The 26,392-nt window shown below is 67.5% G+C and carries 23 protein-coding genes; 7 read left to right on the top strand and 16 right to left on the bottom strand.

What is annotated here, in order from left to right:
- Positions 1–38 precede the first annotated feature (38 nt).
- Positions 39–482 carry a tripartite tricarboxylate transporter TctB family protein gene (locus tag F464_RS0126335; RefSeq protein WP_018992865.1) on the top strand — a complete coding sequence of 148 codons (444 nt, stop codon included), beginning with the start codon at positions 39–41 and terminating at the stop codon, positions 480–482.
- Between the two features lie 3 nt (positions 483–485).
- The gene (locus F464_RS0126330) at positions 486–2,000 is read left to right on the top strand and encodes a tripartite tricarboxylate transporter permease (RefSeq protein WP_018992864.1); all 1,515 of its coding nucleotides are present in this window, start codon (positions 486–488) and stop codon (positions 1,998–2,000) included.
- Positions 2,001–2,121: 121 nt separating this feature from the next.
- Here the strand turns inward: F464_RS0126330 and F464_RS0126325 are convergent, their stop codons facing one another.
- Positions 2,122–3,522 (bottom strand): sensor histidine kinase, encoded by a 1,401-nt coding sequence (locus tag F464_RS0126325; protein ID WP_018992863.1) that lies wholly within the window; start codon positions 3,520–3,522, stop codon positions 2,122–2,124.
- Entirely contained in the window at positions 3,507–4,202 is a 696-nt protein-coding gene (locus F464_RS0126320; RefSeq protein ID WP_018992862.1) for a response regulator, read from the bottom strand. The genes F464_RS0126325 and F464_RS0126320 overlap by 16 nt, the downstream gene beginning before the upstream one ends.
- Positions 4,203–4,306: 104 nt before the next feature.
- Between F464_RS0126320 and F464_RS0126315 the strand changes: the two genes are divergently transcribed.
- Positions 4,307–5,398 (top strand): ABC transporter substrate-binding protein, encoded by a 1,092-nt coding sequence (locus F464_RS0126315; protein ID WP_040395809.1) that lies wholly within the window; start codon positions 4,307–4,309, stop codon positions 5,396–5,398.
- 162 nt (positions 5,399–5,560) lie between these two features.
- Here the strand turns inward: F464_RS0126315 and F464_RS0126310 are convergent, their stop codons facing one another.
- The 14 genes from F464_RS0126310 to rpmH form a co-directional block, all read right to left on the bottom strand.
- Positions 5,561–6,610 carry a porin gene (locus F464_RS0126310; RefSeq protein ID WP_018992860.1) on the bottom strand — a complete coding sequence of 350 codons (1,050 nt, stop codon included), beginning with the start codon at positions 6,608–6,610 and terminating at the stop codon, positions 5,561–5,563.
- Positions 6,611–6,733: 123 nt separating this feature from the next.
- Complete coding sequence (locus tag F464_RS0126305) at positions 6,734–8,197, bottom strand: TrkH family potassium uptake protein (protein ID WP_018992859.1); 1,464 nt, start codon at positions 8,195–8,197, stop codon at positions 6,734–6,736.
- Complete coding sequence (gene trkA / locus F464_RS0126300; protein WP_018992858.1) at positions 8,194–9,600, bottom strand: Trk system potassium transporter TrkA; 1,407 nt, start codon at positions 9,598–9,600, stop codon at positions 8,194–8,196. The genes F464_RS0126305 and trkA overlap by 4 nt, the downstream gene beginning before the upstream one ends.
- Before the next feature lie 101 nt (positions 9,601–9,701).
- Positions 9,702–10,946, bottom strand: coding sequence for a sigma-54-dependent transcriptional regulator (locus F464_RS0126295; protein WP_018992857.1), 1,245 nt, complete (start codon positions 10,944–10,946; stop codon positions 9,702–9,704).
- 10 nt (positions 10,947–10,956) lie between these two features.
- On the bottom strand, positions 10,957–13,071 hold the full coding sequence (locus F464_RS0126290) for a sensor histidine kinase (RefSeq protein WP_018992856.1): 2,115 nt from the start codon (positions 13,069–13,071) through the stop codon (positions 10,957–10,959).
- Positions 13,068–13,619: a DUF4390 domain-containing protein gene (locus tag F464_RS0126285; RefSeq protein WP_018992855.1), complete on the bottom strand. Its 552-nt coding sequence runs from the start codon at positions 13,617–13,619 to the stop codon at positions 13,068–13,070. The genes F464_RS0126290 and F464_RS0126285 overlap by 4 nt, the downstream gene beginning before the upstream one ends.
- 4 nt (positions 13,620–13,623) lie before the next feature.
- Positions 13,624–14,955, bottom strand: a complete 1,332-nt coding sequence (rsmB, locus tag F464_RS0126280; RefSeq protein ID WP_018992854.1) for a 16S rRNA (cytosine(967)-C(5))-methyltransferase RsmB — start codon at positions 14,953–14,955, stop codon at positions 13,624–13,626.
- A gap of 26 nt (positions 14,956–14,981) precedes the next feature.
- Positions 14,982–15,890 (bottom strand): polyamine aminopropyltransferase, encoded by a 909-nt coding sequence (gene speE / locus F464_RS0126275; RefSeq protein WP_018992853.1) that lies wholly within the window; start codon positions 15,888–15,890, stop codon positions 14,982–14,984.
- Positions 15,891–15,932: 42 nt separating this feature from the next.
- Positions 15,933–16,712, bottom strand: coding sequence for a sulfite exporter TauE/SafE family protein (locus F464_RS0126270; protein WP_018992852.1), 780 nt, complete (start codon positions 16,710–16,712; stop codon positions 15,933–15,935).
- 93 nt (positions 16,713–16,805) lie between these two features.
- The gene (gene mnmE / locus F464_RS0126265) at positions 16,806–18,161 is read right to left on the bottom strand and encodes a tRNA uridine-5-carboxymethylaminomethyl(34) synthesis GTPase MnmE (RefSeq protein WP_018992851.1); all 1,356 of its coding nucleotides are present in this window, start codon (positions 18,159–18,161) and stop codon (positions 16,806–16,808) included.
- The gene (gene yidC / locus F464_RS0126260) at positions 18,133–19,791 is read right to left on the bottom strand and encodes a membrane protein insertase YidC (RefSeq protein ID WP_018992850.1); all 1,659 of its coding nucleotides are present in this window, start codon (positions 19,789–19,791) and stop codon (positions 18,133–18,135) included. The genes mnmE and yidC overlap by 29 nt, the downstream gene beginning before the upstream one ends.
- A 26-nt stretch (positions 19,792–19,817) precedes the next feature.
- Complete coding sequence (gene yidD, locus F464_RS0126255; protein ID WP_018992849.1) at positions 19,818–20,027, bottom strand: membrane protein insertion efficiency factor YidD; 210 nt, start codon at positions 20,025–20,027, stop codon at positions 19,818–19,820.
- A complete protein-coding gene (gene rnpA, locus F464_RS29665) occupies positions 20,027–20,449 on the bottom strand; it encodes a ribonuclease P protein component (protein WP_228215314.1) in 423 nt (140 codons plus the stop codon). The genes yidD and rnpA overlap by 1 nt, the downstream gene beginning before the upstream one ends.
- Positions 20,388–20,522 (bottom strand): 50S ribosomal protein L34, encoded by a 135-nt coding sequence (rpmH, locus tag F464_RS30680; protein WP_002926183.1) that lies wholly within the window; start codon positions 20,520–20,522, stop codon positions 20,388–20,390. The genes rnpA and rpmH overlap by 62 nt, the downstream gene beginning before the upstream one ends.
- Positions 20,523–20,810: 288 nt before the next feature.
- Between rpmH and dnaA the strand changes: the two genes are divergently transcribed.
- The 4 genes from dnaA to F464_RS31825 form a co-directional block, all read left to right on the top strand.
- Positions 20,811–22,244: a chromosomal replication initiator protein DnaA gene (dnaA, locus tag F464_RS0126245; RefSeq protein ID WP_018992847.1), complete on the top strand. Its 1,434-nt coding sequence runs from the start codon at positions 20,811–20,813 to the stop codon at positions 22,242–22,244.
- A 68-nt stretch (positions 22,245–22,312) separates the two neighbouring features.
- Positions 22,313–23,419: a DNA polymerase III subunit beta gene (dnaN, locus tag F464_RS0126240; protein WP_018992846.1), complete on the top strand. Its 1,107-nt coding sequence runs from the start codon at positions 22,313–22,315 to the stop codon at positions 23,417–23,419.
- Positions 23,420–23,502: 83 nt separating this feature from the next.
- Positions 23,503–26,016, top strand: coding sequence for a DNA topoisomerase (ATP-hydrolyzing) subunit B (gene gyrB, locus F464_RS0126235; protein WP_018992845.1), 2,514 nt, complete (start codon positions 23,503–23,505; stop codon positions 26,014–26,016).
- A 212-nt stretch (positions 26,017–26,228) separates the two neighbouring features.
- Positions 26,229–26,392 (top strand): phage integrase N-terminal SAM-like domain-containing protein (locus F464_RS31825; protein ID WP_040395805.1); only part of this gene is annotated, 164 nt, incomplete at its 3' end.

Below are 26,392 nucleotides of genomic sequence, written 5' to 3'. Positions count from 1 at the left end.
CCCGTCCTTCGCTGCGCGGGCGCCTTCTGGAGTTCGCCATGAGCGAAAGAATCTTTGGCGGCGTGCTGCTGCTCATGAGCCTGGCCGGCATCTGGATCGGCTGGGATCTGCGGCCGCCGGTGTCCTACGAACCGGTCGGCCCGCGCGCCTTCCCGCTGCTGGTGCTGGCCCTGCTGGGCGTGTGCGCCGTGATGCTGATGCGGGAAAAGACAAGCGACACCGTGTGGGCCCCGCCCCCCGTGCTGCGCCGCATCGGCGCGCTGTTCCTCATCGTGCTCGCATACGCGCTGCTGTTCGACAAGCTCGGCTTCATCGTCGCGACCGCGCTGATGACGATCCCGGTCGCGCGCTTCTTCGGCGGCAGCTGGAAGCAGAGCGTCGCCGGCGGCCTCGGGCTGGGCGTCGGCATGTTCATCTTCTTCGACCGCCTGCTCGACGTCGCGCTGCCGACCGGGCTGTGGCTCAACGGCATTCTGGGGTAAGTCATGGAAACCTTGTCACTGCTGATGCAGGGCTTCGCCGTCGCCGGCACGCCCGAGAACCTGATGATCGCGCTGGTGGGCTGCTTCCTCGGCACCATCGTCGGCCTGCTGCCGGGCCTGGGGCCGATCAACGGCGTCGCGATCCTGCTGCCGATCGCCTTCGCGATGAAGCTCCCGCCCGAGTCGGCGCTGATCCTGCTGTGCGCGGTGTATGCCGGCTGCGAGTACGGCGGGCGCATCTCCGCGATCCTGATCAACGTACCCGGCGACGCGGGCGCGGTGATGACGACGCTGGACGGCTATCCGATGGCGAAGAAGGGCCTCGCGGGGCCCGCGCTGTCGATGTCGGCACTGGCGTCCTTCATCGGCGCGCTGGTCGCGACCATCGGCATCGTCGCCTTCGCACCCTTGCTCGCCGAATGGGCGATCGCCTTCGGCCCGGCCGAATACTTCGTGCTGATGGTGCTCGCGCTGTGCTGCCTCGGTGGCCTGGTCGGCGACTCGCTGCCCAAGGCGCTCACGGCCTGCCTGATCGGCCTGTTCCTGTCGACGGTCGGCATCGACTCGAACAGCGGCATCTATCGCTACACTTTCGACCTGCTGCACCTGCAGGACGGCATCCCCTTCATCGTCATCGTCATCGGCCTGTTCGCGGTCAGCGAGCTGATGCTGATGCTGCAGAACGCGCACGCCGCGGGCGAGCCGATCAGCGTCACCGGCCGCCTGATGTTCAACACCCAGGAGTTCATGCTCGCGAAGTGGACGATGCTGCGCTCGGCCTTGTCCGGCTTCTTCATCGGCGTGCTGCCGGGCGCGGGCGCGACCATCGCGTCGGCGATGTGCTACGCCGCCGAGCGCCGCATGGCGGGCAAGGACCACCAGTTCGGCCAGGGCGACATCCGCGGCGTCGCGGCGCCGGAGGCGGCCAACAATGCGTCGGCCAACGGTTCGCTGGTGCCGATGCTGACGCTGGGCGTGCCGGGCTCGGGCACCACCGCGGTGATGATAGGCGCGCTGACGCTGTACAACATCACTCCAGGCCCGACGCTGTTCCAGGACCAGCCGGTGATCGTGTGGGGCCTGATCGCTTCGCTCTTCATCGCCAACGTGATGCTGCTGGTGATGAACATCCCGCTGATCCGCGTGTTCGTGAAGTTCCTGTCGATCCCGAACTGGCTGCTGGTGCCGGGAGTGGCGGCGATCTCGCTGGTGGGCGTGTATGCGGTGCATGGCACGACCTTCGACCTGATCCTCGGCACGCTGATCGGCGGCCTCGGTTACCTGCTGCGCGTGATGAACTTCCCGATCGCGCCCTTCATCCTCGGCTTCGTGCTGGGCGACATGATGGAGCAGAACCTGCGCCGCGCGCTGTCGATCAGCGACGGCGACCCGTCCATCCTGTTCGCCAGCCCGATCGCGATCGGGTTGTGGGTGGCGGCGGCGGCGATGCTCATCGGTCCGCGCGTGATGAAGGCGATCGACGCGCGGCGCGTGCCGCAGGAAGCGGTCGCGCATTGAGACGGCGCGCGTGGCGGCTTCGCCATTCGTAGGGCGGGAGGAGCGCAGCGCAGCCCGCCACGCAGCCGTGTCGCCACGCTCCACCCGCGGATGGCGGGATACGCCTCCGGCTCCTCCCGCCCTACGGGTTTGCGCCCTCCGCCGGGAACTCCACCTCCACCAGCAAGCCCCGCTCCCCGGCCGCGTCCGCGAGCCTCACCTCCCCGCCGTGCGCGAGCGCGATCTCGCGCACGATCGCGAGCCCCAGGCCGCTGCCGTCCGGCCCGCCCTGGCCGAGGATGCGGTAGAAGCGGAGGAAGACCTTCTCGCGCTCCTCGGGCGGAATGCCCGGCCCCTCGTCGCTGACCGCGAGGATCACGCTGCCCGCACCGGCGCCGGTGGCGACGACAACCTGGGTGTCCGGCGGACTGTAGCGGATCGCGTTATCGACGAGGTTGGCGACCAGCTCGCGCAGCATCGCGCCGTTGCCGGTCATGGTCGCGGGGCCGCTACCCTCGAACGCAAGCTCGATGCGCTTCTTCAAGGCCACCGGCACGAGCTCCAGCGCAACCTCGCGCGCGATGTCGGTGAGGTCCACCGCCTCCTGCTCCTGGATCAGCCCGTTCGCCGGCTCGGCGCGCGACAGCGCCAGCATCTGGTCGGCCATGCGCCGCGTGCTGCGTATCGTCGTCAGCAGGCTCTGGAAGATGCGCCGCATCTCGCCCGGATCGCCCTGGCGCGCGCCGAACTCGGCCTGGGTGCTGAGCACCGCGAGCGGCGTGCGGATCTGGTGCGCGGCGTCGGCGAGGAAGCGGCGGCGCGCGGCGAGCATCGCGGAGAGGCGTTCCATGTGGTGGTTGATCGCGCCGATCAGCGGCTGCACTTCGCTCGGCACGTTGCCCGTGGGCACGGGCGTGAGGTCGTCCTCGGCGCGCCGCTGCACCGCGTCGCGCAGCTCGACCAGCGGGCGGAAGGCCGTGCCCAGCGCCAGCACCAGCATCAGCGCGCCCAGCCCGACCAGCAGCAGCTGGCGGCGCAGGCTGTCGAAGAAGAGCTCGCGCGCGAGCGCGACGCGCGACTCGGCGGTCTCGGCGAACACGATGGTCACCGCGTCGCCGCCGGCGAGCGCCGGGTCGTACAGGCGCTTCTTCATCGCGCCGATGCGCACGTCCTCGCCGCGGTATTCGAGTTCGCCCAGCACCAGCGTGCCGTCCTCGGGCGGCATGCGCGGCGGGCGCAGGTCGTCGTAGCCGGTCACGAGCCGCCCGTCGGGCGCGACCACCGCGTAGAAGACGCGCTCCTGCACGCCGGCCTCGAACACCTCGAAGGCCGAATAGGGGACGTCGACGGTGATCTCGCCTTCCAGCGAATGCACCTGCTCCGCGATCGCGCGGATCGAGGCCGTGAGCGAGCGGTCGTAGGCGCGATTGACGGCCTGGCGCGCGCCCAGGTAGGACAGCACGGCGTTGATCGCGAGCAGGATCAGCAGCGTCGGCAGCAGCCAGCGCGCGACGCGCCCGCGCAGGCTCAGCGACGGGCGCATGGATCCTCACCGGCCGCCTCGCCGATCAGATAGCCCAGCCCGCGCAGCGTCGTGACGGCCGCGCCCGAGCCTTCGAGCTTCTTCCGCAGGCGATGCACATAGATCTCGATTGCCTCGGGGCGCGCCTCCTCGTCGAAGCTGAACACCTTCTCGAACAGCACCTCGCGCGCGAGCGGGCGGCCCTGGCGCGCGATCAGCGCTTCGAGCACCGCGAGCTCGCGCGGCGTGAGCGCCAGCGGCTTCCCTTCGACGGTCGCCAGACGCGAGCCGAGGTCGAACTCCAGCCGGCCTATCCGCACCGTCGGCACGAGGTTGCCCGCGCGGCGCAACAGCGCCTTGATGCGCGCTTCGAGCTCGGTGAGTTCGAAAGGCTTGGGCAGATAGTCGTCGGCGCCGAGGTTGAGGCCCTTCACGCGGTCCTCGGTCGCGCCGCGCGCGGTCAGGATGATGACCGGGGTCGTGCGCGTCGCATCGCGCCCGCGCAGGCGCCGCAGCACCTCCAGCCCGTCCAGCCCGGGCAGGGACAGGTCGAGCACGACGAGGTCGTAGGGCTGGGTGAGCAGCGCGTGGTCGGCATGGTCGCCGCGCCGCATCACGTCGACCGCGTAGCCCGCCTGCACCAACGCCTTGGAAACCCATTCCGCGAGTTCGGTATGATCCTCTACGAGCAGCAGGCGCATCGGCTGAAAGTGAATCGAAAGCTGTTGGACGGATCATCGTGCCGCAAATGCGAGCGCCGCGCAAAACCGCCGTGCACCACTGCAATCCGCCGCAAGGAACCGAATTGAGCCCCTTCCTGCCCCGTCTGCTCCGCACCGCCGCGCTCGCCTGCGCCTGCGTGCTGCCGGCCGCGGGCGCGCACGCCGAGCGCGACGGGACGCTTTACACAGCGGCCGTGCGCGAGGGCCGCGTGATCGTCCATGCCGCGACCGACGAGCGCATCGCCCTGCCTCTGATCCGCGCCTTCGAGCAGCGCTACCCGGGCGTGCGCGTGGAATACGAGGACCTCAACAGCGGCGAGCTGTCGCGGCGCTTCCTCGACGAGACCGCGCGCGGCGCCGCGGCCGACGTGCTGTGGAGCTCGGCGGTGGACCTGCAGATCAAGCTGGTCAACGACGGCTACGCCCAGCCCTACCGCTCGACCGAGACCGCCGCACTGCCGGAGTGGGCGGTGTGGAAGAACGAGGCCTTCGGCACCACCTTCGAACCCGTCGCGATCGCCTACAACCGCAAGCTGCTCACCCCCGCCGAGATGCCCGCGACGCACGCCGGCCTGCTGCGCGTGCTCGCCCAGCAGCCCGAACGCTTCCGCGGCAAGCTCGCGACCTACGAACCCTCGACGTCCGGCCTCGGCTTCATGCTGCACACGCAGGACGTGATCGCGAATCCGGTCGTGTTCTGGAAGCTCGCCGAGGCCTTCGGCCGCACCGGCACCGCGACGCTCGCATCGACGACCGAAATGCTGGACCGCATCGCCTCCGGCGAAGCGCTGATCGGCTACAACGTGCTCGGCTCCTACGCGCTGCTGCGCGCGCACCAGGACCCCGCGATCGGCGTCGTGCTGCCGCGCGACTACACGCTGGTGCTCAGCCGCGTCGCCTTCATCGCGCGCGGCGCGCGTCATCCGAACGCCGCGCGGCTATGGCTGGACTACGTGCTGTCGCGCGAGGGCCAGCAGCTGCTGGCGCAGAACCCCGGCTTCTTCTCGGTGCGTGACGACGTGCCCGACGATGCCGCCGCCACCGAGCTGCGCCGCCAGCTCGGTGGCGCCTTCCGCCCGATTCCGATCGGCCCCGGCCTGATGACCTATCTCGACCAGGTCAAGCGGCGCGACTTCCTGCGCAAATGGCATCACACGCTCTTCCCCGCCCCCTGATCCGCGGCTGGCCGCGTGAGGCCGCACCCGCTTTCAGCGCCGTGCTCAACCCAAATTGCACAACTTGACGCACACAACTACGAAAAACCCCCGGCACCGCGAACCGCAGCGCCGGGGGCAAGCTCGCGCGCATCACGCGCGAAGAGGAAAGGATCTGCCGGATCAGAACCTGTGCCGGATACCCGCCATCACGACGCGCGGGTCGTCGCCGGCGGCCGGCGTGAGGTTGCCGAGCGCGTAGTTGGCGTTGTCCTTGTTGGTGAGCTGCGAGTACGCTGCGTAGAGCGTCGTGCGCTTCGACAGGTCGTGCATGTAATACGCCGACCAGCCGTGCGCGTCCTCGGCCGCGACGTCATTGCTTTCGTCGCGCTTGGCGTAGCTCAAGGCCACGGTATCCGTGCCGGTCACGCGGATCTCGGCGCCGATGTCGAAGGTGCGCGCCTTGCCGCTGCCGACCGAGCCGCTTTCCTTGTCCTGCGTGTAGGCGAGGTAGGGCTTCACGAAGCCGAAGTCGTAGGCGAGGCCGCCGCCGCTGGTGCGCACGCGGCCTCCGGTGGCGTTGCGATACACGCTCTGCGTGACGAGCGAAGCCGCCAGCGCGCCGTTCTTGTACAGCGCCGTGATGCCGTGGCCGTTGCCTTCCTTCATCGCATCGCCGTTGCCGCGCTTCTCGCCCAGCCAGTAGCCGAGGTCGAACTCCAGACCGGAGAAGCTCGGCGAGCGGTACTTGACCATGTTGTCGAAGCGCGTCTCGTAGGCCGGCTTGATGCCGCCCGTCTTGCGCACGAGCAGGCCCGGGCTGCGGTCGGCCGCGCCGGTGGCATCGAAGGGGTCGATCGCGACGAAGGCCGGCGAGTACTGGCGGCCCAGCGTGAGGCGGCCCCAGGTCGCGCTCTCGAGGCCGACGAAGGACTGGCGCCCGAACAGCCGCCCGCCCTGCTCGGCCGTGCCGGTCGAGGGATCGAAGCCGCTTTCGATCGTGAAGATCGCATTCAGGTCGCCGCCCAGCGCCTCGCTGCCCTTGAAGCCGAGGCGCGAGCCGTTGAGCTCGCCGTGATCGACGCCGACGCGCTCCTCGTCGCCTGCCCACTCGCGCGCGAGGTTGAGGTCCAGCAGACCGTAGATCGTGACGTTCGACGCGCTCTGCGCCTGTGCTGCGAACGGGACGGCGACGAGCGCCGCGATGGCCGCAGCGATGATTTTCTTGTGCATTGTGCTCCTCCGGTGAGTCTGACAATCCGATCCTCGGCCGCGCCCTTGCGGCCGGGTGGAGGCATTCAACACAAAATCGCTTTCAGTCTGCTTTCTGTGCGTCGCCCCGAAAGCGCCCGCGGCTCAGCGCCGCCAGAACACCGGCGTCATCACCACCAATAAGGTGAAGATCTCGAGACGGCCCAGGATCATCGTGAAACTCAGCACCCAGGTCTGGAAATCGGTCAGCCCCTGGTAGGTCGACGCCGGGCCGACCGCGCCGAGGCCGGGGCCCGTGTTATTGAGGCAGGCGACGACGCCGGAGAAGGCCGTGATGAGATCCAGCCCGGTCGCCGTGAGCAGCAGCGTCAGCGACACGATCGTCACCATGTACATGAAGCTGAAGCCCAGCACCGCGTGCAGGATGTCGTCCGACACCGGCTGGTTGCGGATGCGCACCGGATGCACCGCGTGCGGGTGCAGCGAACGCACGATCTCGCGGAACACCTGCTTGTACAGGATCATCGCGCGCATCATCTTGATGCCGCCACCGGCCGAACCGGAGCACGCGATGAAGCTGCCGAGGAACAGCACCCAGAGCTGCGCGAACATGGGCCACAGGGTGTAGTCGTAGGTCGCCAGCCCGAGCGAGGTCGAGATCGACACGACGTGGAAGGCGACGTAGCGCAGCGTGCTGAGGAAATCCGCATGCACGTCGAAGCGGACGAGGTAGGCGGTGAGGACGATGGTGCTCAGCGCAAGCGTCGCGAAGTAGAACGGCAGCTCGGGGTCGGCGAGGTAGGGCTTGAGGCTGCGGCGCGCCAACGCGAGGTAGTGGGTTGCGAAGTTCAGGCCGGACAGCAGCGCGAACACGATCACGATCATATCCACCGACACGCTGTCGAAGTGCCCCAGCGACGCATCCTTGCTCGAAAAGCCGCCCAGCCCGACGACGCTGAAGGTGTGGATGATCGCGTCCCAGCCGTCCAGCCCGGCGAGCCACAGGCTCACGGCGCACGCCACCGTGAGCAGGCAGTAGGTCAGCCACAGGCCCTTCGCGGTCTCGGCGATGCGCGGCGTCAGGCTCTGCTCCTTCATCGGCGTCGGCACCTCGACCTTCATCAGCTGCCGGCCGCCGATGCCCAGCAGCGGCAGGATCGCGACCACCAGCACGATGACGCCCATGCCGCCGATCCAGTGCATGAAGGTGCGCCACAGGTTGATCGAGATCGGCAGGTGCTCCAGCCCGACGAGCACCGTGCCGCCCGTCGCCGTCAGCCCCGACGCCGCCTCGAAATACGCGTCGGTCACCGACAGGTCGGGGATGAAGTCGAGCAGCGGCAGCGCACCGAACACCGGCATCACCACCCAGGTCAGCGCCACCAGCAGGAAGCCGTCGCGCGTGTGCAGGTCGCGGGTGCGGCCGCGCGTCGGCAGCCACATCAGCAGTCCGGCGGCAAGGGTGATCAGCACGGCCTGGTCGAAGGCAAGCACCGCGCCGTCGTCGATGGACCACGACACGGCGAGCGGGAACAACATCAGCATCGCGAACAGCATCACGATCATGCCCAGCGCGTTGAGCACCGGGTGGGCGCCGCGCCGCATCATAGGAAGCCGAATCCGACCTGGAACAGCTTCTCAACCTGACGCACGAGCTTCTTGTGCGTGCAGAACACGATCACATGGTCGCCGCTCTCGACGACCGTATCGTGGTGCGGCATCACGACCACGCGGCGCGTCACCTTGCCGTCCGTGCGCTTCTCGTCGCGCACGATCGCACCGATGGTCGCCCCCGTGGGCAGCGGAATGTCCTCGATCGCCCTGCCGACGACCTTGGACGCCTTGCGGTCGCCGTGCGCGATGATCTCCAGCGCCTCGGCCGCGCCGCGGCGCAGGCTGTGCACCGCCACCACGTCGCCCTGGCGCACGTGCTGCAGCAGCGAGCCGATCGAAGTCTGGGCCGGCGAGATCGCGATGTCGATCGGCCCCCCCTGCACCAGGTCGACGTAGCTGCGGCGGTTGATCAGGGCCAGCGTCCGATGCGCCCCCATGCGCTTGGCGAGCGACGCGGACATGATGTTGTCCTCGTCGTCGTTGGTCAGCGCAAGGAACATGTCGGCCTCGTCGATACCCTCGTTCTCGAGCAGCTTCTCGTCCGTCGAATCGCCACGCAGCACCAGCGCGCGATGCAACTGGCTCGCGAGCACATCCGCGCGGCGGCGATCCAGCTCTATGACTTTGACATTGTGATCGTCCTCGATGCCGCGCGCCAGCCGCAGGCCGATGTTGCCGCCGCCGGCGATGATGATGCGCCGGATCGCCCGGTCCTCGCGCCGGATCTCGCGCATCACCTGGCGGATATGCACCGTCGAGGCAAGGCAGAACACCTCGTCGCCGGGCAGGATCATCGTGTCGCCCTCGGGGATGATCGCCTCGCCGTCGCCGCGGTAGATCGCCGCGATGCGCACCTCGACGTTGGGCATGTGGTAGCGCAGCGCCTTCAGCGGGTGCCCCACCAGCGGCCCACCCTCGAAGGCGCGCACGCAGATCAGGCTCAGCACCCCGCCGGCGAACTCCATCACCTGCAGCGCCTCGGGGAAGGCGATCAGGCGCTTGATGTAGTCCGTGACGATCTGCTCCGGGCAGATCGAGAAATCGACCGCGAAGTTGTTGTCATCGAGCAGTTCGGGATGATCGACGAAATCGCTCGAACGCAGGCGTGCGACGCGCGTGGGCAGGTTGAACAGCGTCTTCGCGACGCGACAGGCGCACAGGTTGGTCTGGTCGGACTGCGTCACCGCGATCAGCAGGTCGGCGTCGTCCGCCCCCGCCTCGCGCAACACCGTCGGCGACGCGGCGTTGCCGCACACGGTGCGCAACTCCAGGCGGTCACGCAGCGGTTCAAGGTGTTCCGCGTTGCTGTCGATCAGCGTGATGTCGTTGGCCTCGGACACGAGGTTCTCCGCCACCGACGCACCGACCTGGCCCGCCCCGAGGATGATGATCTTCACCTGACAGACGCCCCGTACATTAAGGATGCCTGATTCTACGCGAGCTGCCGGCCCCCGCAGCGGGACTGTTGCGCGGCCGCCTCAGTTGCCCTCTGTCGCCCTCAGGTTTCCTCGGTGCGCCGGCTGCCGTGCAGGCCCAGCTGCTTGAGCTTGCGGTACAGGTGCGTGCGCTCGAGGCCGCTCTTCTCCGCCAGCCGCGTCATGTTGCTGCCTTCGAGGCGCAGGTGATGCTCGAAGTACAGGCGCTCGAAGGCCTCGCGCGCCTCGCGCAGCGGCTGGTCGAGCGATACCGCGACCGCCCCCTCCGATGCGGGGATCAGCAGCCTGCGCACGTCGGTCAGCGCGATCTCCTCGTCCAGCGTCCCCAGTGCGAGCGACTTCACCGCCGCACGCAGTTCCGCGTAGCCGCCCGGCCAGGGCTGGGCGCGCAGGGCGTTCAGGGCCGCCGTCGAGAAGTGACGGCGCGGCACCTCGCCGGCCTCCACGAGATGCAGCAGGAGCTGCGCGGCGATTTCCGGCAGATCGTCGCGCACGTCCGCGAGCGAAGGCGGCGCGAGGCTCACCTCGAACAGGCGGACCGCGAGCGACTCCTCCCAGCCTTCGCGCACCAGCGACTCCAGCGTGTGGTCGGTCGCGACGGCGAGGCGCAGGTCGTAGCGCTCCAACCGCTCCAGTGCAAACGCGAGGTTCTTCTGCTGCGTGCGCGACAGGCGCGCGAGCTCGGCGACGAACAGCACCCCACCCTGGCAGGCCTGCAGCTGGTTCACGTCCAGCGGCGCCGACACGGCGGCGAGATCCAGCCACGGAGACGCCTTCGGCTGCACGCTGCGTGCGGCCAGCTCCGCGATGCTGCCCTGGCCCACGCGCAGCAACAGCACGCGCGAATTCACCACCACCTGCTGCACCAGGCGCTGCAGCTCGCGCAGCGGCGCCGAGCGCGTGAAGGCCGCGAGCGTCAGCGGTGCAGGCGCGCCGGGCGCGGCCGGGCGCTGCAAGCCACGCTTGACCGCCGACAGCAGCTTCTGCAGGCCGATCGGCTTCTCCAGATAGTCGATCGCGCCTATGCGCGTCGCCTCGACCGCAGTGTCTATCGTGCCGTGTCCCGACATCATCACGACCGGCATGTTGAGCTGGCCGTTGGCCGACCATTCCTTCAGCAGCGTGATGCCATCGGTATCGGGCATCCAGATATCCAGCAGCACGAGGTCGGGACGCCGCGCATTGCGCAACGCACGCGCCGCGGCGGCGTTCTCCGCCAGCGCCACGTCGTGGCCTTCGTCGCGCAGGATCTCCGAGAGCAGTTCGCGGATACCGACTTCGTCGTCAACGATAAGTATGTTTGCCATCTGTCACTAATCACATTTCCGCGGAAGCGAGGCGCAGGCGGATGCGCACGTCGGCCCCGCCGGTTTCGCCGTTGAGCAGGCGGACCTCGCCCCCATGTTCGTCGATGATCTTCTTGACCATCGCCAGACCCAGGCCCGTACCGCGGCTCTTGGTCGTGAAATACGGTTCGAACGCGCGCGTCAGCACCTGCGCGGGAAAGCCCGGACCGTTGTCGCGCAACTGCAGCGCCACGCGATCGCCGTCGAGGCGCGTCGTCAGCGTGACCACGCCGTCTTCCTGGCCTGCGAGCGCGTCCTCCGCATTCTGCAGCAGATTGTGGATCACCTGCCGGACCTGGCTCGCGTCGCCCGCCACCGGCGGCAGGTTGCGCCCCAGCTCGGCGCGGATCAACACCGGCGAGCTCTCGTACAGGTTGAGCACCTCTCCGACGAGCGCATTGAGATCGAGGCGACCGAGCACCGGACTGGGGAGCTTCGCATAATCCCGGAAATCGTTCACCATGTTTTTCATCGCCTCGACCTGGTTCACGATCGTGCGCGTCCCCCGTTCGAGCACCTCGCGCCCCTCGTCGTCGAGCCGGTCCGCGAGCTTGTACGCGAGCCGTTCGGCCGAAAGCTGGATCGGCGTGAGGGGATTCTTGATCTCGTGCGCCAGCCGGCGCGCCACTTCCGCCCATGCCGCGGTGCGCTGTGCGGCGATCAGGCGTGAAATGTCGTCGAACACCACCACCAGGCCCCCGCCCGAGACCTGCGGCAGGCGCGCCCCGTGGATCAGCAGGGCCTGCGTCGCCCCCTGGTGCGACACCAGCTCCAGCTCCTCGTGCCAGTCGCCGGCGTTGTCGGCGAAGCCCCTCACCAGCGCGTCGCGAAAGCCATGATGCTTGGGCCACTGCGCCAGCGTGAGTTCCTCGTAGCCTTCCAGCTCGTCCTGCAGGATCGCCATCGCACCGGCGTTGGCCGCCCGCAGCGTGCCGTCGGCGGCGAAGGCCAGCACCCCCGTCGACAAGTTCGCCAGCACGCTCTCGAGATAGGCGCGCGACGATTCGACTGCGGCGCGGTTGCGCTCCGCGAGGTCGCGCGCCTCCACCAGCTGGCGCGTCATGCGGTTGAAGGACTGCGTCAGCACGCCCAGCTCGTCGCGTGCCGGCAGCGCCTGGCGCGGACTGAAGTCACCCTGCGCGACCGCTTGCGTGCCTTCCGCGAGGATCATCAGCGGTGCCACCAGGCGCCGCGACAGCACGAAGGCCACCGCGACTGCCGCGAGCAGCGCGACCAGCAGGGTCAGCGTCAGGGTCAGCGTGTAGATGCGGTTCAACCCGGCGCGGCCGAGCGTCAGCTGCTGGTACTCGCGGTAGGCTTCCTGCACCGCCTCCGCGTTGCGCACGAAGGACTCCGGCACCGCCTGCATGAGCTGCAGGTAATGCGTGTCCATGTTGAGCGTGCGCGACGGGATGGGCACCACGACGCGTATCGTCAGCCCTTCGCCCGCACGGCTGTCGATGACATGGTAGCGCTGCGTCTGACGGGCCTCGCGCAGCTGCGCCGAGCTGGGCAGTTCCGGAATGAAGCCGCCCAGGCCGTCGGAGACAGTCGCCACGACCTGGCCCGAAGGACCGATCAGGGTCGCACTGGCGACGCCGGCCTGCTCGCGCAGGCGGTTCAGCAGGGTCGGCGGCACCGGTTCGACGCCCTCGAGGTCGAGCGCCATTTCGCGTGCCTTGTCGCTCACCTGGCTCACGAGGTAGTCGAGCGCATTCTGCCCCAGCGCGATGCCGCCTTCGAGCGCCGAATCGACGCGTACGTCGAACCACGACTCGATGCTGCGGACCACGAACTGCAGTGACACAGCATACACGACGACGCCCGGAACCAGCGCCATCAGCGCGAACATCAGCATCAGGCGGTACTTCAGGCGCGAGCCGAACTGACGTGTGCGGTACTCGCGCCACAGGCGGCGCAACTGAAAGGCGACCAGCCCCAGCAGCGCGACGACGATCGCGCCGTTGATCGCGAGCAGATAGGGATAACTCGCCGCGAAGAGATCCGTATTCGAGGTCGCCGACGCGAGCAGGAAGAGCGAAATGCCGGCGATGGCCGCGACGACGACTAGGAGCGCGCGCTTCATGGATTGACGCCTGCGAGGAAGGTCCAGCGCTGCCAGTCGGTGGCGAGGTTCCAGTCGCGGCTGCCGATCGCCGTCACCTGGAAGGGCTTGGGCAACAGGCTGGTGTCGAGCTGGAAGCGCAGCGCGGCCCGATACGTGGTCCCCGCCTTCAGGTCGGCAGCCGGCACGATCAGCCAGTTGCGGATGCGCTGCATCGTGCGCACCGCCGCCTCCAGGGTCTCGAAACTCTGGTGGAAGTTTCCGACCGACAAGCGGTAGCTGCGCGCGATCGCGTTGTAGGTGAGGCGAAAATTCAACGCGCGCTCGACGACGACCTCGTCGAGCCAGTACCAGCGATCGCGTTCGACGACGAACTGCGCGCTGAAATACAGCGACACGCCGCGATTGACGGCCTCCACGAGACGCGGATTGAGTTCGAGGTCGATGTCGGCATTCACCACGTAGCCCTCATCGCCCGCCACGATCTCGGCGTGCTCGATGCGGCCGTCGGCCAGCGCCGCGAGGGGCACCAGCAGGCACAGCGCGATGGCAGCCAGTGCGCGCTTCACGCGCTCAGGCACGCTTGGCGAGCAGCGCATAGTAGAACCCGTCATGGTCCGCGTCGGGCAGGAGCTGGCACTCGGCCCGGCCGTCGATATCCACCCGCAGCGCATCGGCGTGGCGCGCGCAGAAACGCTCCATCTGGCGCGTGTTCTCCTCGTCGAAGACCGAGCAGGTCACGTACAGCAAGCGCCCGCCCGGCGCCAGCGTCGGCCACAGCGCATCGAGGATCTCCGCCTGCTGCGCGGCAAAGCGCGCGATGTCGTCGGCGCGACGCAGCCACTTGATGTCCGGATGGCGGCGCGCGACGCCCGAAGCCGAGCACGGCACGTCGGCGAGGATGCGGTCGAACGGCCGTCCGTCCCACCATTTCGCGCGCTCGCGGCAATCCGCGGTGCGCACCTCGCCGGTCAGGCCAAGACGCGCGAAATTGTCGGCGATGCGACGGGTTCGAACCGGATCCAGTTCGAGCGACACCAGCTCGACCGCTGCCGTCTCCAGGATGTGCGCGGACTTTCCGCCGGGCGCGGCGCAGGCATCCAGCACGCGCTGACCGGGCGCCAGATCCAGCCAACGCGCCGCCCACTGCGCCCCGCCGTCCTGCACCGACACGCGGCCTTCGGCGAAGCCCGGCAGCGCCGCCACGGCGACCGGCCGGTCCAGCACCAGCGCATCGTTCGGCAGGCGCCGGTGGCCCAACCCGGCCGCCTCCAGCTCGCTCATGTACGCATCCACGCCGCCACGCAGACGATTGACGCGCAGACCCATCGGCGGCCGTTCGTTGCCGGCGGCGAGCGCCGCCTCCCAGTCCTGCGGGAAGGACGCACGCAGGCGCTCTACCCACCACGACGGGTGACGGTAATACGCCGCCTGGTCTGCAAGCAGCTCCGCATCGAGTTCGGCCGCGTTGCGCTGGCGGTTGCGCAGCACCCCGTTCACGACCCCCTTGAGCGGCGCCATCAGCGCCGCTGCGGCCTCGACCGCCTGGTTCACGACGGTATGCGCCTGCTCCGGGCGCGTCTCCAGACGATGCAACGCGACCAGCAGCAAGGCGTGGATCGCTTCGGGCAAGGGCTTGTGCAGCAGGTGACGCAGCACCGCATCGCCACGCCCGTAGTCGCGCAGCGTCCCCCACGCCAGATCGCGCACGGCGCCGCGCGTCGCGTCCGGCCATCCGGGGTGCTGCGCCAGCATCCCCTCGAATGCGTCGGTCAGGTTCGCGCCGCCCAGCACCGCCTCGACGAGGGCCCCGGCGCAGCTGAAGCTGAACGCGAGGCTGTCGGCCGGCAGCGCATCGGCACGTCGTTCGGGTCGCGGAGATCGTGTCGGTCTGTGATTCGTCAAAACTTGGCTCTCGCTCGCGGAAAGGCTCATTCGAGCAGGTCGCGCAGAAAATTCGGCTGGGCGAACTGCCCGGCGTGGATATCGCCATTGTAATACCTGAGGCCCGCGATGCCCCTGTGCAGGAGCTCCGCGTCGATCGCGGAGGCTGTGCACACCGCCGGATCGATACGATCCGACGCGCACGCGAGTCCCCACAGACTGCCGTACAACGGTATGAACATGAAATACGGCCGCACGATCGCGAAGACCTTGCGCAGCCGATGCACCAGCGCACGTACCTGCTCCCCCTGCCGCCACGGCGAACCCAGATGCAGGGTCAACGCCCCCTCGCCGCGCAGCAGCGCACGACAATCCGAGAGAAAAGGTTCGCGGTACAGCGCCGCCGCCGGTCCCTCATCCTGCCCCTCCCCCGGCTCGGTGAGATCGAGCACGATCAGGTCGAAGACCTCGCCGGCCGCGACCGCGCGACGCACGTACTCCCCGCCGTCGCCGATGTGCAGCGTCGTCCGCGGATCGTCGAGCGCCCCCTGGTGGATCGCACCCAGATGACGGCGCACCAACTCGACGACCTTTTCGTCGAGCTCCACGACCACCACGCGCTCGATGTCGGGATGCCGGAGCAGCTCCCGCGCCGAACCGCCGTCGCCGCCCCCCACGACCAGCGCACGGCGTGGCGCCGGATGGCACAGCGCGGGCACATGCACGAGATTCTCGTGGTACACGAACTCGTCGCGCTCGGCGCTCATCAGGCTGCCGTCCAGACGGAACAGCTTGCCGAAGGTCGGCGTGTCCCACACCTCGTAGCGCTGAAAGGGCGACACGCCCGTTTCGAGGAGACGCGCCCCACGACAAAAGAAGCCAAAATCCGCGTCGAGCTCCTCGACCAGCGTATCCGCCCCGGGTGCAGGTTGTGCCGCCGCCTCGTCCTCGCTCATCGTCTCCCCCTGCGACACTGTTTCACGTGGAACAGCCATACCTCAGTGCAGGCGCAGCAGGAGGTCGTACCCCATCTTCCCGATCAACACGCACAGCACGCCGAGAAACATCTTGCGCACGAAGCCGGCCCCGTGCCGGATCGCCAGCCGCGACCCAAGCAATGCGCCGGAGAGGTTGCACAAGGCCATCACCCCCGCCACCTTCCACAACAACTCGACCGACAGCGCGAAGAACGCGATCGCGGCAACGTTGGTCGCGACATTCAGAATCTTCGCGCTCACCGATGCACGCAGGAAGTCCATGCCGAGAAATCGGACAAACAAGAAGATCAGAAAGCTCCCCGTTCCGGGACCGAAGAAGCCGTCATAGAAGCCGATCACCGCGCCGATCGCCAGCGCCAGCATGACCGGCCTGCGCCCGTCGGGCAACTGGTCGCCGCCCGTGCCGAAGTCCTTGCGGCGAAAAGTGTAGATCGCCACGATGATCAGCAGCCCGAGCACCAGCGGGCGCAGCAGCTCGGGCGACAGGTAGGCGACCGTCTTCGCGCCGAACCACGAACCGATGAAGGCCGCGACCGCACCGGGCAGCGTCACCCGCCACGGGATCGCCACCCGACGTCCGTACTGTATCGCCGCACTCGTCGTGCCGACCACGCTCGACAGCTTGTTCGTCCCGAACAGCGTCGCCGGACTCGCGCCGGGGAAGGCCGAGAACAGCGCCGGGATCTGGATCAACCCCCCGCCACCGACAACGGCGTCGACAACCCCGGCAAAGAAGGCCGCCATGCCGAGGGCAACGAACAGCCACTCAGTTTCGGCCATTGTCGATCTGTTTCACGTGGAACAACGCCTTTGAAAGGGCAGCGGCTCCGGTCATGCAATATGCATTGCGACGAGACATTGCCGTCGCCGTGCTCACTTGCCGATGCAGAAGCGCGAAAAGATCACCCCGAGCAGATCGTCCGCCGCGAACTCGCCGGTGATCTCGCCGATGCGCTCCTGCGCCTGGCGCAGCTCCTCGGCGAAGAGCTCCAGCGCCGCGCTCTGATCCTGCGCGGCCACGACATGGCCCAGCGCCGCGCGCAACGCAACGAGATGGCGCTCGCGCGCGAGCACGACATCTTCGCCGTGCGCATGCCAGCCCGCCACACGCAGCAATTCCGCACGCAGCACATCGACGCCTTCACCGCGCTGCGCCGACAGGTGCACCGATACCTTGCCGTCGGCCTCGCTGCGACCGGGGGCGATCCCGCACAGGTCGATCTTGTTGTGCACCGTGATACGCTCGACGCCAGCCGGCAGCGCCGCGTCGATCGCGTCGTCCGACTCCCCGGCGCCCGTGCGCGCATCGACCATGCGCAGGATCACGTCCGCGCGCCCGATCTCGCGCCACGTGCGCTCCACCCCGATCTTCTCCACCGGGTCGTCGGTCTCGCGCAGACCCGCGGTATCGATGACATGGATGGGAATGCCCTCGATCGCGATCGTCTCGCGCAGCGCGTCGCGCGTCGTCCCGGGGATCTCGGTCACGATCGCGCGCTCCTCGCCCGCGAGGCAGTTCAACAGGCTGGATTTGCCGACGTTCGGGCGACCGACCAGCACGACGTTCATGCCGGTGCGCAGCAGCGCCCCCTGGCGGGCACGCTCCAGCACATCAACGAGCTGGTGCCGGATGCCGTCAAGGCGTTCGAGCGCGCGCGCCTTCTCGAGGAACTCGACCTCCTCCTCGGGAAAATCCAGCGTCGCCTCGACCAGCATGCGCAGGTCGATCAGGGCGTCGGTGATGCGGTGCGTCTCGTCGGAGAACGCCCCCGACAGCGAGCGCAACGCCGAGCGTGCCGCGGCGACCGTCGAAGCCTCGATCAGATCCGCGACCGCTTCGGCCTGCGCGAGGTCCATCTTGCCGTTGAGGAAGCCACGGCGCGAGAACTCCCCCGGCTCGGCCAGGCGCGCGCCGAGCTCGACACAGCGCGCCAGCAGCATCTGCATCACCACCGGCCCGCCGTGCCCCTGCAATTCGAGCACGTCCTCGCCGGTGAAGGAATTCGGCGCCGGGAAGTACAGCAGCAGGCCCTCGTCGATCGCACGCGCTTCGGCGTCCAGAAAACGCACGAACCCCGCAATGCGGGGTTCGGGGGTCTTGCCGGTGAGCGCCCGCGCCATCGGCACGAGCGCTGCGCCCGACACGCGGATCACGCCGATCCCGCCGCGACCGGGCGCGGTCGCGACGGCGGCGATGGTATCAGGCAGGCTTCGCGCCGGACTTTCCACCTTCGATCATCCTCGTAATCTGCCACTGCTGGGCAATCGACAGCGTGTTGTTCACGACCCAGTACAGCACCAGGCCGGACGGGAACCACAGGAACATCACGGTGAACACGATCGGCATCGCGAGCATCACCTTGGCCTGGATCGGATCCGGCGGCGTCGGGTTGAGCTTGGTCTGGATCAGCATCGTCGCACCCATGATGATGGGCAGGATGAAGTACGGGTCCTTGGACGACAGGTCCTGGATCCAGCCCAGCCACGGCGCGTGGCGCATCTCGACGCTGCCCAGCAGCACCCAGTACAGCGAAATGAAGACCGGGATCTGCACGAGGATCGGCAGGCAGCCCCCCAGCGGGTTGATCTTCTCCCGCTTGTACATCTCCATCATTTCCTGCTGCAGCTTGGCCTTGTCGTTGCCATACAGCTCCTTCAGGCGCTGCATGCGCGGGCCCAGCACGCGCATCTTGGCCATCGACTTGTAGCTCGCGGCCGACAGCGGGAAAAACGCCGCCTTGATCAGCACGGTGACAAGGATGATCGCCCAGCCCCAGTTGCCGAGCAGCTTGTGGAACCACGACAGCACCCAGAACAGCGGCGCGGCGATCACCGTCAGCCAGCCATAATCGACGACCAGGTTGAAACCCGTGGCGATGCCTTCCAGCTTGTCCAACTCCTGCGGACCGGCATACAGGCGCGACGACACCGTCCCCTTCTCGCCCGGCGCGATCGCGGCGACCGGCAGGATCAGGCCCGACGAGTACAGGCCGTCGCCGACCTTGCGCGCGAAGAACTCGCGCTCCACGCCTTCCTGCGGCAGCCACGCGCTGACGAAGTAGTGCTGCACCAGCGCCGCCCAGCCGTCGTTCGCCTTCTTCACGAACTTGGCCTTGCCGCTGTCGATCTCGTCGAACTTCACCTTCTGGAACTTCTCGGCCTCGCTGTAGAAGGCCGGACCGGTGAACACGTTCACGCCGAAGCCCTCGACCGCTTCCGCCGGCTTGCCGTCGCGCGTCATCTGGTAGTACGCATGGGCGTTGACCGGGGCGCCGCTGCCGTTGGTGATCTCGTAGGCGACATCGACGAGGTAGCTGCCGCGATGGAAGGTCATCAGCTTCGCGACCTTCACGCCGTTCTGCTCCGGCGCCTCGAGGCGCAGCGTCATGCTGTCCTGGCCGTCCTTGAGCGCCTGCTCGCCGGCCGGCAGCGCGAACACCGTCTTGTGGGTGGGCAGGCCGTCGCCGATCAGGCCCGACTGCGCGGCGTACAGGTGCTCGGCGCCGTCGTCGAAGAGCACGAAGTTGCGCGACACGTCGGTCTTGGACTTGTGCTGCGCCAGCTCGAGGCGGACGATGCTGCCGCCCTCGGCGGAGACTTCCGCAACGAGCACGTCGGTGCGCACCGTCACGCGCGGCGCGTTCGACACGATCGCCTTCGCGTCCGGCACTGCCGGCACGCCGGCGATGTTCGCGCTGGGGGTCGGCACCGCGCCCGGAACGGACGAACCCGGCGCCTGCTGCTCGGCCACCGCCGCGGTCGGCGCGGGGGCGGGACGGTTATGCTTCTGCCAGCCGTCCCACAGCATGATCACGGCGAAGGAGAAGATGAGGAAGAGTATCAGTCGGCGCTGGTCCATCGGATTCTTGTATGTTCTGGGAAGAGTCAGGGAACGGGATCATACCCGCCCGGATGGAATGGGTGGCAACGACCCACCCGCTTGAGCGCCAGCCACCCGCCCTTCAGGGCGCCATGGCGCTGGACGGCCTCGGCCGCATATTCGGAACAGCTGGGATGAAAACGGCAGTTGCGCCCCAGCATCGGGCTGATCGCGTAACGGTAAACGCGCAGCAGGCCGAGGAGCAGGGACTTCATCACGATCGCAGGCGCGCGAAGAGTTGCACGATGTCTTCGTTGATCATCGCGCGCGTGGCGTCCCTGACCGGCGCGTGCAGGCGCACGATCAGATCCTGATGCGGGAGTGTCACACGAATTTTGCGAAACTGTTCACGCACGATGCGTTTCACCAGGTTGCGCACGTTGGCGCGTTTCGCCAGCTTCTTCGCCACCACCACGCCGAGGCGCGCCGTGTCGAGTTCGTTGGGACGATAATGGACGATTAGGAAGCGCCCCTTGATCGCCCGCCGAAAAGCAAAAACGGATGAATACTCATCCGTTTTTCGTAATCTGTAGGCGCTGAGGAATCTCTGATCAACGCCCGACGGGCTGCTCACCTCAGACAGCGAGGCGATGACGGCCCTTGGCGCGGCGAGCGCGGATGACGGCGCGACCGCCACGGGTCTTCATGCGGACCAGGAAACCATGGGTGCGCTTGCGACGGACGACGGAAGGCTGATAGGTGCGTTTCATTTCTGTTGGCCAGTGAAAGGGTCAAACCGCGGATTTAATTGGATAATACCCTGTTTGTCAAGCACAATTTTTGACCGGGGCTGTGGATAACTCTCCCGTGCGGGGGTAGAATCCAGCGTTTCCTCTCTCGACTGCCCCGCACGCGGCGCCGATCAAGGCCTGTCGCGATCCGGCGGCGGCGGGAGTGCTCCCCCGAAACAAACTCTTGCCGCCGTACCGGTTCGCCATTTCGGCAGGCCGAAACGAGGCGTTTTGGAAATCGTGTCACAAGCCCTAGCCACCGAGTCCGTGAGCCAAGATTTCTGGTCCTTCTGCCTGTCGCGCCTTCAGAGTGAACTGCCCCAGCAGCAGTTCAACACCTGGATCAAGACGCTGTGCGTGGAGACCGGCACGAGCGACGAACCGTCGCTGCGCCTGCTCGCCCCCAACCGCTTCGTCATGCAGTGGGTGCGCGAACGCTATCTGAAACGCGTCGCAGAGCTCGGCGAGGAGTTCCACGGCGGGCCGATGGTAGTCGAACTCGTGATGTCCGAAGCGGGCAATGCACGCACCGCGGCGCGGGCCGTGGCCCCGGTCGTGCCGGTGGCGCCTGACGCCGGCGGATCGGCGGCGAACGCCCCCCCCGCGCCGCTCGCCGCCCCTGCCATCATCACGCGCCACGAGCCCGAACCCGCGTCGACGTCGGCCGATCTCGCCTACGAGAAGACGCGCCTGAATCCGGACTTCACCTTCGACACCCTGGTCACCGGCCGCGCCAACGACCTCGCGCGCGCTGCCGCGATGCAGGTCGCGCAGAACCCTGGCACGTCCTACAACCCGCTGTTCGTCTACGGCGGCGTCGGCCTCGGCAAGACCCACCTCGTGCACGCCATCGGCAACGCCGTATACCGGCGCAACCCGCGCGCGGTGATCCGCTACGTGCACGTCGAGGACTACTACGCCGACGTCGTGCGCGCCTACCAGCAGAAGAGCTTCGACGCCTTCAAGCGCTACTACCGCTCGCTCGACCTGCTGCTGATCGACGACATCCAGTTCTTCAACAACAAGAACCGCACGCAGGAAGAGTTCTTCCACGCCTTCAACGCGCTCACCGAGGCGAGGAAGCAGATCGTCATCACCTGCGACACCTACCCGAAGGACATCCAGGGCCTCGAAGACCGCCTCATCTCGCGCTTCGACTGGGGCCTCACGGTGCAGATCGAACCGCCCGAGCTCGAGATGCGCGTCGCGATCCTGCAGAAGAAGGCCGAGGCGCTGCGCGTCGATCTGCACGACGACGTCGCCTTCCTGATCGCCAAGAACCTGCGCTCGAACGTGCGCGAACTCGAAGGCGCGCTCAACAAGGTCGTCGCCTTCGCGCGCTTCCACGGCCGCGGCATCTCGCTGGAAGTCGCCAAGGACGCGCTCAAGGATCTGCTCAACGCGCACAACCGCCAGCTCACCATCGAGCACATCCAGAAGACGGTCGCCGACTACTACAAGATCAAGGTCGCCGACATGCACTCGAAGAAGCGCACGCGCGTGATCGCCCGTCCGCGCCAGGTCGCGATGTGGCTGGCGAAGGACCTCACGCCGATGTCGCTGCCGGCGATCGGCGAAGCCTTCGGCGGGCGCGACCACACCACCGTGCTGCACGCCTGCCGCACCATCGCCGACCTGCGCCTCGCGGACCAGCAGCTCAACCACGACGTGCACGTACTGACGCAGGTGCTGCGCGGATGAGCGCTCCCCGCAGCACTGCTTCCCTGCCCGGACAAACGGAATAACCTCAAACGGAAGATCCTGACGCCATGCTTCTGCTCACCACCACCCGCGATGCGCTCCTCGCCCCGCTGCAGTCGGTCGCCGGCATCGTCGAAAAACGCCACACGCTGCCGATCCTGTCGAACGTGCTGATCGAGAAGCACGGCGACCAGCTCACGCTGCTCGCCACCGACATCGAGATCCAGATCCGCACCACCACGGGCGGGCACATCGGCGGCGAGGACACATCCATCACCGTCGCGGCGAAGAAGCTGCAGGACATCCTGCGCGCGCTGCCCAACGAGGGCGAAGTGGTGGTCACGCTCGACGACAAGCGCCTCACCGTGAAGGCCGGGCGCAGCCGCTTCGCGCTGCAGACGCTCCCCGCCGCCGACTACCCGCGCATGAACCTGCCGGACGGCGACGCCACGCGCTTCAGCATCAGCCAGAAGAGCTTCAAGCGCCAGCTCGCGCAGGTCGCCTACGCGATGGCGCAGCAGGACATCCGCTACTACCTCAACGGCCTGCTGCTGATCGCCGACGGCAAGGAACTGCGCATGGTCGCCACCGACGGCCACCGCCTCGCCTTCGCCTCCAGCCCGCTCGAGGCCGAAGTGCCGCGCACCGAGGTCATCCTGCCGCGCAAGACAGTCATGGAGCTCGCGCGCCAGCTCGCCGACAGCGAAGACCCGCTCGAAATCGTCCTCGCGGGCAACCAGGTGGTGTTCCGCTTCGGCCCGATCGAGCTCGTCTCCAAGCTCATCGACGGCAAATTCCCCGACTACGAGCGCGTGATCCCGCAGAACCACAACAAGCTGATCACCTTCGAGCGCGTCCCGCTGCTCGCGACCCTGTCGCGCGTCGCCATCCTCACCAACGACAAGTTCCGCGGTGTGCGCCTCGTGCTCGGCGACGGCACGCTGAAGATCGCCAGCACCAACGCCGAGCAGGAAGAGGCGCAGGAAGAGCTCGAAGTCGACTACCACGGCGATGCGCTCGACATCGGCTTCAACGTCACCTACCTGCTCGACGTGCTCACCAACATCCACGACGACCAGGTCGAGTGGCGTTTCAACGACGGCAATTCGAGCGCCCTCGTGACGCTGCCCGGCAACGACCGCTTCAAATACGTTGTCATGCCGATGCGCATTTGACGCACGCGGCGTCCGCCGCCGCTGCGTTCTGACGCCCCGGGCCCTCCCGGGGCGCGTTCTTTGATGAAACCCCGAGAGTGACGATGTCCGATCCGCAAAACCTGCCTCAGTCCGCCCCCGTCCCCGTTCCCGCTCCGTCCGGCGACTACGACGAATCCAGCATCCAGCAGCTCGAAGGCCTGGAAGCCGTGAGGAAGCGTCCCGGCATGTACATCGGCGACACCTCCGACGGCACCGGCCTGCACCACATGGTGTTCGAGGTCGTCGACAACTCCATCGACGAGGCGCTGGCCGGCCACTGCGACGACATCGTGATCACGATCCACGCCGACAACTCGATCTCGGTGGCCGACAACGGCCGCGGCATCCCGGTCGGCGTGAAGATGGACGACAAGCACGAGCCCAAGCGCTCGGCCGCCGAAATCGTCATGTGCGTGCTGCACGCCGGCGGCAAGTTCAACCAGAACAGCTACAAGGTCTCCGGCGGCCTGCACGGCGTCGGCGTCTCGTGCGTGAACGCGCTGTCGAAGTGGCTGCGCCTCATCGTGCGCCGCGACGGCAAGAAGCACTTCATGGAATTCCACCGCGGCGTGCCGCAGGACCGTGTCATCAACGTCGTCGACGGCGTCGAGGTCAGCCCGCTGAAGGTCATCGGCGAAGCCACCAAGCGCGGCACCGAAGTGCATTACCTCGCCGACGAAGAGATCTTCGGCACCGTCGAATACCACTACGACATCCTCGCCAAGCGCCTGAGGGAACTCTCCTTCCTCAACAACGGCGTGAAGATCCGCCTCATCGACCAGCGCACCGGCAAGGAAGAGGACTTCGCCTTCGCCGGCGGCGTGAAGGGCTTCGTCGAGTACATCAACCGCACGAAATCGGTCCTGCATCCGACCGTGTTCTACGCCGCGGGCACGACGCGCATTCCGACCGGCCACGGCCACGACGCCGAACTGGGCGTCGAAGTCGCGATGCAGTGGAACGACACCTACGCCGAACAGGTGCTGTGCTACACCAACAACATCCCGCAGGCCGACGGCGGCACCCACCTCACGGGCCTGCGCGCGGCGATGACGCGGGTCATCAACAAGTACATCGAAGAACACGAGATCGCGAAGAAGGCGAAGGTGGACATCACCGGCGACGACATGCGCGAAGGCCTCGCCTGCGTGCTATCGGTGAAGATGCCCGACCCCAAGTTCGCCAGCCAAACCAAGATGAAGCTGGTGTCCTCGGAAGCGCGCCCCGCCGTCGAGGAAGTCGTCGCCAACAAGCTCACCGACTTCCTGCAAGAAAACCCGATCGACGCCAAGACCATCTGCGCCAAGATCGTCGAGGCCGCGCGTGCGCGCGACGCCGCCCGCAAGGCGCGCGAGATGACCCGCCGCAAGGGCCTCCTGGACGGCGTCGGCCTGCCCGGCAAGCTCGCCGACTGCCAGGAGAAGGACCCCGCGCTGTGCGAGATCTACCTCGTCGAGGGTGACTCCGCAGGCGGTTCGGCCAAGCAGGGCCGCGACCGCAAGTTCCAGGCGATCCTGCCGCTCAAGGGCAAGATCCTCAACGTCGAGAAGGCGCGTTTCGACAAGCTGCTGCAGAGCCAGGAGATCGCGACGATGATCACCGCGCTCGGCACCGGCATCGGCAAGGACGACTACAAGCCCGAGAAGCTGCGCTACCACCGCATCATCATCATGACCGACGCGGACGTCGACGGCGCGCACATCCGCACCCTGCTGCTGACCTTCTTCTACCGCCAGATGCCCGAACTGGTCGAACGCGGCCACATCTACATCGCGCAGCCGCCGCTGTACAAGATCAAGCACGGCAAGAACGAGATGTACATCAAGGACGAATCGGCGCTCAACCAGCACCTGCTCAAGCTCGCGCTCGACGGCGCCGCGCTCGTGCCGCGCACCGGCGCCGCCCCCATCGTCGAGGAAACGCTGGGCGGCCTCGCACGCAGCTACCTGCTCGCCGAAGCCGTCATCAACCGCCTGTCGGGCTACATCGACGGCGCCGTGCTGCACGCCATGCTCGCGCACGACATCGAAGTCAGCCTCGCCGACGAAGCCTCCACCACCGCCGCCGCCGCGCGCATCCGCCCGCACCTGCCCGACGAAGTGCAGATCCGCGCCGAGTACCACGAGGAATCGGAAACCTGGCGCATCGCCATCGAGCGCATGCTCCACGGCAACCGCAAACTCTGCTGGCTCGACGAGGAATTCGTCGTCTCCGGCGACTACCGCAGCATCCGCACCGCAGCGGCCGCCATCGCCGACCTGATCGGCGAAGGCGCCGAGATCCGCCGCGGCGAGAAGGGCCAGCCCGTCACCCGCTTCGCCGACGCCATCCGCTGGCTCCTCAACGAAGTCGAACGCGGCCTCTCCAAGCAGCGCTACAAGGGTCTGGGCGAAATGAACCCCGAGCAGCTATGGGAAACCACGATGGACCCCGCCGTGCGCCGCCTGCTCCGGGTGCAGATCGACGACGTCATCGCCGCCGACGAGATCTTCACGACGCTGATGGGCGACAACGTGGAGCCGCGCCGGGCGTTTATCGAGGGGAATGCGCTGTATGCGCGGAACATCGACGTGTGAAATTTGACGTCGGGTAACGCGGTTAATGAAAAAAGCTCCGAAAGGAGCTTTTTTCATGTCTAGCCTGCCGCTTGTCGGCCATGGACTAAACCGCTCTCGCGGTAGGGCGCGCTGAACCGCTTCGAACGGTCAGGACGTCGGGGGTGTGCATCGGCAGTGCTCTGCCATGTTGGAGATGAGGCGACCCGCCTCGTTTTCGACAGGAGCACGTCATGGAAACGACTACCCGCCCGATCAGCCCCCTACGCCAGCGCATGCTCGACGACATGCGGATGCGCAAGCTCCATCCCAAGACGCAGTCCGCGTACATCCGCGCGGTGTGCAACTTCGCCCGCTATCTGGGGCGCTCGCCGGATACCGCGACCGTCGAGGATCT

Source organism: Aromatoleum toluclasticum ATCC 700605 (assembly GCF_000378245.1).
In the GTDB taxonomy this organism is placed as follows: domain Bacteria; phylum Pseudomonadota; class Gammaproteobacteria; order Burkholderiales; family Rhodocyclaceae; genus Aromatoleum; species Aromatoleum toluclasticum.
Note: the sequence above shows the minus strand (reverse complement) of the source record. Positions and strands in the feature narration are given on the sequence as shown.

Excerpts from the sequence above, each read along its gene's own strand:
- F464_RS0126325 (WP_018992863.1), bottom strand. The coding sequence starts at position 3,522 with ATGCGCCCGTCGCTGAGCCTGCGCGGGCGCGTCGCGCGCTGGCTGCTG.
- F464_RS0126295 (WP_018992857.1), bottom strand. The coding sequence starts at position 10,946 with ATGGCAAACATACTTATCGTTGACGACGAAGTCGGTATCCGCGAACTG.
- rpmH (WP_002926183.1), bottom strand. The coding sequence starts at position 20,522 with ATGAAACGCACCTATCAGCCTTCCGTCGTCCGTCGCAAGCGCACCCAT.
- F464_RS0126305 (WP_018992859.1), bottom strand. The coding sequence starts at position 8,197 with ATGATGCGGCGCGGCGCCCACCCGGTGCTCAACGCGCTGGGCATGATC.
- F464_RS0126320 (WP_018992862.1), bottom strand. The coding sequence starts at position 4,202 with ATGCGCCTGCTGCTCGTAGAGGATCATACCGAACTCGCGGAATGGGTT.
- yidC (WP_018992850.1), bottom strand. The coding sequence starts at position 19,791 with ATGGACCAGCGCCGACTGATACTCTTCCTCATCTTCTCCTTCGCCGTG.
- F464_RS0126335 (WP_018992865.1), top strand. The coding sequence starts at position 39 with ATGAGCGAAAGAATCTTTGGCGGCGTGCTGCTGCTCATGAGCCTGGCC.
- F464_RS0126270 (WP_018992852.1), bottom strand. The coding sequence starts at position 16,712 with ATGGCCGAAACTGAGTGGCTGTTCGTTGCCCTCGGCATGGCGGCCTTC.
- yidD (WP_018992849.1), bottom strand. The coding sequence starts at position 20,027 with ATGAAGTCCCTGCTCCTCGGCCTGCTGCGCGTTTACCGTTACGCGATC.
- F464_RS0126310 (WP_018992860.1), bottom strand. The coding sequence starts at position 6,610 with ATGCACAAGAAAATCATCGCTGCGGCCATCGCGGCGCTCGTCGCCGTC.
- F464_RS0126330 (WP_018992864.1), top strand. The coding sequence starts at position 486 with ATGGAAACCTTGTCACTGCTGATGCAGGGCTTCGCCGTCGCCGGCACG.
- F464_RS0126290 (WP_018992856.1), bottom strand. The coding sequence starts at position 13,071 with ATGAAGCGCGCGCTCCTAGTCGTCGTCGCGGCCATCGCCGGCATTTCG.
- speE (WP_018992853.1), bottom strand. The coding sequence starts at position 15,890 with ATGAGCGAGGACGAGGCGGCGGCACAACCTGCACCCGGGGCGGATACG.
- gyrB (WP_018992845.1), top strand. The coding sequence starts at position 23,503 with ATGTCCGATCCGCAAAACCTGCCTCAGTCCGCCCCCGTCCCCGTTCCC.
- dnaN (WP_018992846.1), top strand. The coding sequence starts at position 22,313 with ATGCTTCTGCTCACCACCACCCGCGATGCGCTCCTCGCCCCGCTGCAG.